This window comes from Okeania sp., assembly GCF_983059655.1.
The window spans coordinates 3368-7300 of record NZ_CEZPJD010000393.1; the positions used below are offsets into that span (position 1 = coordinate 3368).

Genomic DNA, 3933 nt, shown 5'->3' on the forward strand with positions numbered 1-3933 from the left:
ATAGATTTACCTGCAGACTAATTCTATTTGAGCCAAATAAGTAAAAATGAGTGAGAATTTTCTATTTTAAGAATTCAAACACTACATATGTATAGCACTATAGTTTTTCCTCTCTATATCTAGCGTTAATCTCGGAATTTCCAGAGACAAGCTCATAGATTTACCTGCAGACTAATTCTATTTGAGCCAAATAAGTAAAAATGAGTGAGAATTTTCTATTTTAAGAATTCAAACACTACATATGTATAGCACTATAGTTTTTCCTCTCTATATCTAGCGTTAATCTCGGAATTTCCAGAGACAAGCTCATAGATTTACCTGCAGACTAATTCTATTTGAGCCAAATAAGTAAAAATGAGTGAGAATTTTCTATTTTAAGAATTCAAACACTACATATGTATAGCACTATAGTTTTTCCTCTCTATATCTAGCGTTAATCTCGGAATTTCCGCAGACAAGCTCTATAGATTTGTCTATACCTAACAATACTATTTTTTAATGGCAATATGGTTAAATTATGATACAATTCCTCAGAATATTTAGATGCGTCAAATCATCCCTGGTCATAAGAATTTGAGGAGTGAATAAAAACCATGTCAAATCCAATCCCTCTTGGTTTGCCTTTGGTATCTAATCCTATAAAGCAGTATTTTAATAAATCAAAAAAAATTTTACTATTACTAGGAATTATCGGAGTTGGCTTCACCACCACAGGACTCAAACAAGAATTAGTCACAGCTCAAGAACCCAAAATTAATAATCAACAAATAGCCTACGTCAATAACTGGCAAAATGCTTCCTTCCCAGTAGAAAACTTTCAAGGATATACATCTCCTTTTGGCCCTAGAGGAGGGGGATTTCATTATGGGTTAGACTTAGCAGCACCTCAGGGAAGCTATATCCGAAATTGGTGGGCAGGGAAAGTTGTAGAAGTCTGGGAAGACAGGCGATGTGGTACTGGTATTGTCGTTAAGTCAGGCTATTGGGAACACGTTTACTGCCATGTTCAAGGAGGGGTAGAAACTCATGGCGGACGTCGTTATTTAGTAGATCGTGGTGGTGGAATTATGCTACTTCAAGGTCAAGTTCTACCCGCCGGGACTCGAATAGCGAGAGTGGGAATGACTGGTAGAACCAGTGGCCCCCATCTTCATTGGGGTTTAAAATATGGGGGTCGTTGGGTAGATCCTGGTTTAATTTTAAGAGAGATGTATGCTCAACAAACCAGGAGTCTATCAGGCTTAGAGGGTAGATAGTTCAACAATTAATAATTAATAATTAATAATTAATAATTAGGGCTTGCTGATTAATTATCAAACCATTGAAAAATAAAAATTTGAGCTTTTTTTGATTCCCAAAAAGTGTGCTTGTTTTAGTCTAAAACTCTCAAAAAGTTAGCATAAAAAGCAAACTAAGGACAGAAAAATTGAGGGACAATTCTTACTCTTATCTCTTCTAAATTCCCCGTTTTTCCTGATGACTTAACTCCTACCCAAACCCATGCATACTTTTTCAGCAAACCCTAATTATATGCACTACCTTTTTAGGCTGAAACGCTGATAAATAATAGCTGATAGCTAGTTAAACTTTAACTTTTCTTTTCTAAACCAATAGAAAGTTTCTGTTTCTCAGGTAATGTTGTGTATTCCGAAACAATTCTCCGGAACTCTTCACCCTCAATAGTTTCCTTTTCTATTAAAAGGTCTACCAACCTGTCCACCACCACACGATTTTCTCTAATAATTCGGCGAGCTTCCTCATAACAATGAAAAGCTATTGCTCGAACTTGATGGTCAATCTTAGTAGCTACTTCCTCAGAATATTCTGACTGTGACTGCCAACCTCGACCCAAAAAGACTTCCTCACTAGGATTCTCTAGAGCAATTGGCCCTAAATCGGACATTCCATAACGAGTTACCATTTCACGGGTTAAATTAGCCACACTCCTAATATCGTTAGCAGCTCCCACCGTCACCTCCGCAGGGCCAAAAATCTCTTCCTCCGCAGCACGCCCACCTAGAGAAATTGTAATTCTGTCTATTAACCAAGAGCGGGTATATAACCCACTGTCAACCATTGCCTCATCCATAATTGGTTGAGCAAAACCACCCACTCCACCAGAACGAGGAATAATGCTCACCTTATTCAGAGGATCGGAATTTTTGAGCAAGGTCATTAATAAAGCGTGTCCGACTTCATGGTACGCAATTAACCGTTTTTTCTTACTGTCTAATAATGGAGTTAAACTCAAACCTATGGTTACTCGGTCAATAGCATCATCAATTTCCGAGGGTGTAACTGCTTCCTTACGTCTTCTAGCAGTTAGAATAGCTGCTTCGTTCAGCATATTGGCTAAATCTGCTCCCGAAAAACCTGGTGTCCGTCTAGCGATCGCCTCTAAGGAAACCTCTGGAGTTAGTTTTTTATTCCGAGCATGGACTTCCAAAATTCCCAAACGTCCATTATAAGTAGGCAAGTCTACAGTTACTTGTCTATCAAACCGACCAGGACGTAATAATGCAGCATCCAGAACATCAGGACGGTTAGTTGCAGCGATAATAATGATGCCTGTATTGCCTTCAAACCCATCCATCTCTGTCAGTAACTGGTTTAGGGTTTGTTCCCGTTCATCATTACCCCCACCAATACCAGCACCTCGTTGTCTACCCACCGCATCTATTTCATCTATAAATATGATGCAAGGAGCATTTTCTTTGGCTTTGCGAAATAGGTCTCGTACTCGAGAAGCTCCCACACCAACGAACATTTCCACAAATTCTGAGCCAGAGATACTAAAAAATGGAACTCCTGCTTCTCCAGCGATCGCCTTTGCTAATAGAGTTTTACCTGTTCCCGGAGGTCCTACCAAAAGTACTCCTTTAGGAATTTTTGCCCCAATAGCTGTAAATTTTTCTGGCTTTTTGAGGAAACTGACTACTTCCTGAAGTTCTTCTTTTGCTTCTTCGATACCTGCCACATCATCGAATAATACTCCTGTTTTGGCCTCCATCTGGAAACGTGCCCTGGACTTGCCAAAGTTTAAAGCATTTCCTTGTGACTGGCTAGAACGACGCAGGATACTTAGCAGCACAATGATAACTATAAAGACGATGAGTACATTAAATATAATGCCCATTGCTACGCTATTGTCGGCAGAGCGCTTTAGTTCAAAGTCAATTTTTTGAGCGCGGACTAGATCCAGTAGTTCTGGATTATACTCAAAAATATTGACGGTATACATAGATTCATTACTCTTTTGCCCTTTCAGGCTAACTTTAGCAATTCCTTGAGAAGGATAAGCATCTATTTCTGTAACTTCTCCAGCCTTGATTTTTTCTAGTAGCTTAGTGTAGGTGAGAATGTTTTGATTATTAGCTTTATTAGCAAAAGCTGGAGTTCCTAGTAACGCACCTTGAGCAATTATCCCAGTCGCCAAAATTCTCCATATCAGTTTTTTATATTTTTGAAAAAGAATAGTTTTGGTATTTTGGGGATTAGCTTTAGGGTTGCATGGTGATGGGTGATGGTTATTAATTTTATTCGGCCCATCTGTTTCTATTTGTTTCCAGAAATTTTTCATTATTATTCTTTAGTCGTGGCCTTTTATCTATATTAAGCGTATATATAGCAGAAGGCAGCTATGTTGTTTGCGCAGCATTCCGCAGGAAAGGAAAAATCTGGCATTGTCTGAGTTTTCAGCTTTTGATATCTCCTTACTTTTCCTTCCACTGCTATATCTATATAAATAGCGTATTTCAAGGTTGAGGGCAGAAGGAACAATTGGTTGGGGTATAAAACCCTAACCAATTGTAGGTAACGCGAGTGACGGTGGGGTTTTATACCCTTGTTCCCTTCAGTCACGGGCAGTTTCCCTTCTGCCTTCTGCCTCCTGCCCTCTGCCTTTCCTAATAAGTTTAAGATTTTTTAATTTTT

At 38.9% G+C, this 3933-nt stretch carries 2 protein-coding genes; one reads left to right on the top strand and one right to left on the bottom strand.

Annotation, left to right across the window (positions count from 1 at the left end):
• Positions 1 to 593: 593 nt before the first annotated feature.
• Entirely contained in the window at positions 594 to 1256 is a 663-nt protein-coding gene (locus tag AC3DU7_RS20170; protein ID WP_488041092.1) for a M23 family metallopeptidase, read from the top strand.
• Positions 1257 to 1588: 332 nt separating this feature from the next.
• On the opposite strand, the gene ftsH is transcribed toward AC3DU7_RS20170, so the two are convergent.
• The gene (ftsH, locus tag AC3DU7_RS20175) at positions 1589 to 3580 is read right to left on the bottom strand and encodes an ATP-dependent zinc metalloprotease FtsH (protein ID WP_488041093.1); all 1992 of its coding nucleotides are present in this window, start codon (positions 3578 to 3580) and stop codon (positions 1589 to 1591) included.
• Between the last annotated feature and the right edge of the window lie 353 nt (positions 3581 to 3933).

Coding starts and splice junctions, on each gene's coding strand:
- ftsH (WP_488041093.1), bottom strand. CDS start 3,580: ATGAAAAATTTCTGGAAACAAATAGAAACAGATGGGCCGAATAAAATT.
- AC3DU7_RS20170 (WP_488041092.1), top strand. CDS start 594: ATGTCAAATCCAATCCCTCTTGGTTTGCCTTTGGTATCTAATCCTATA.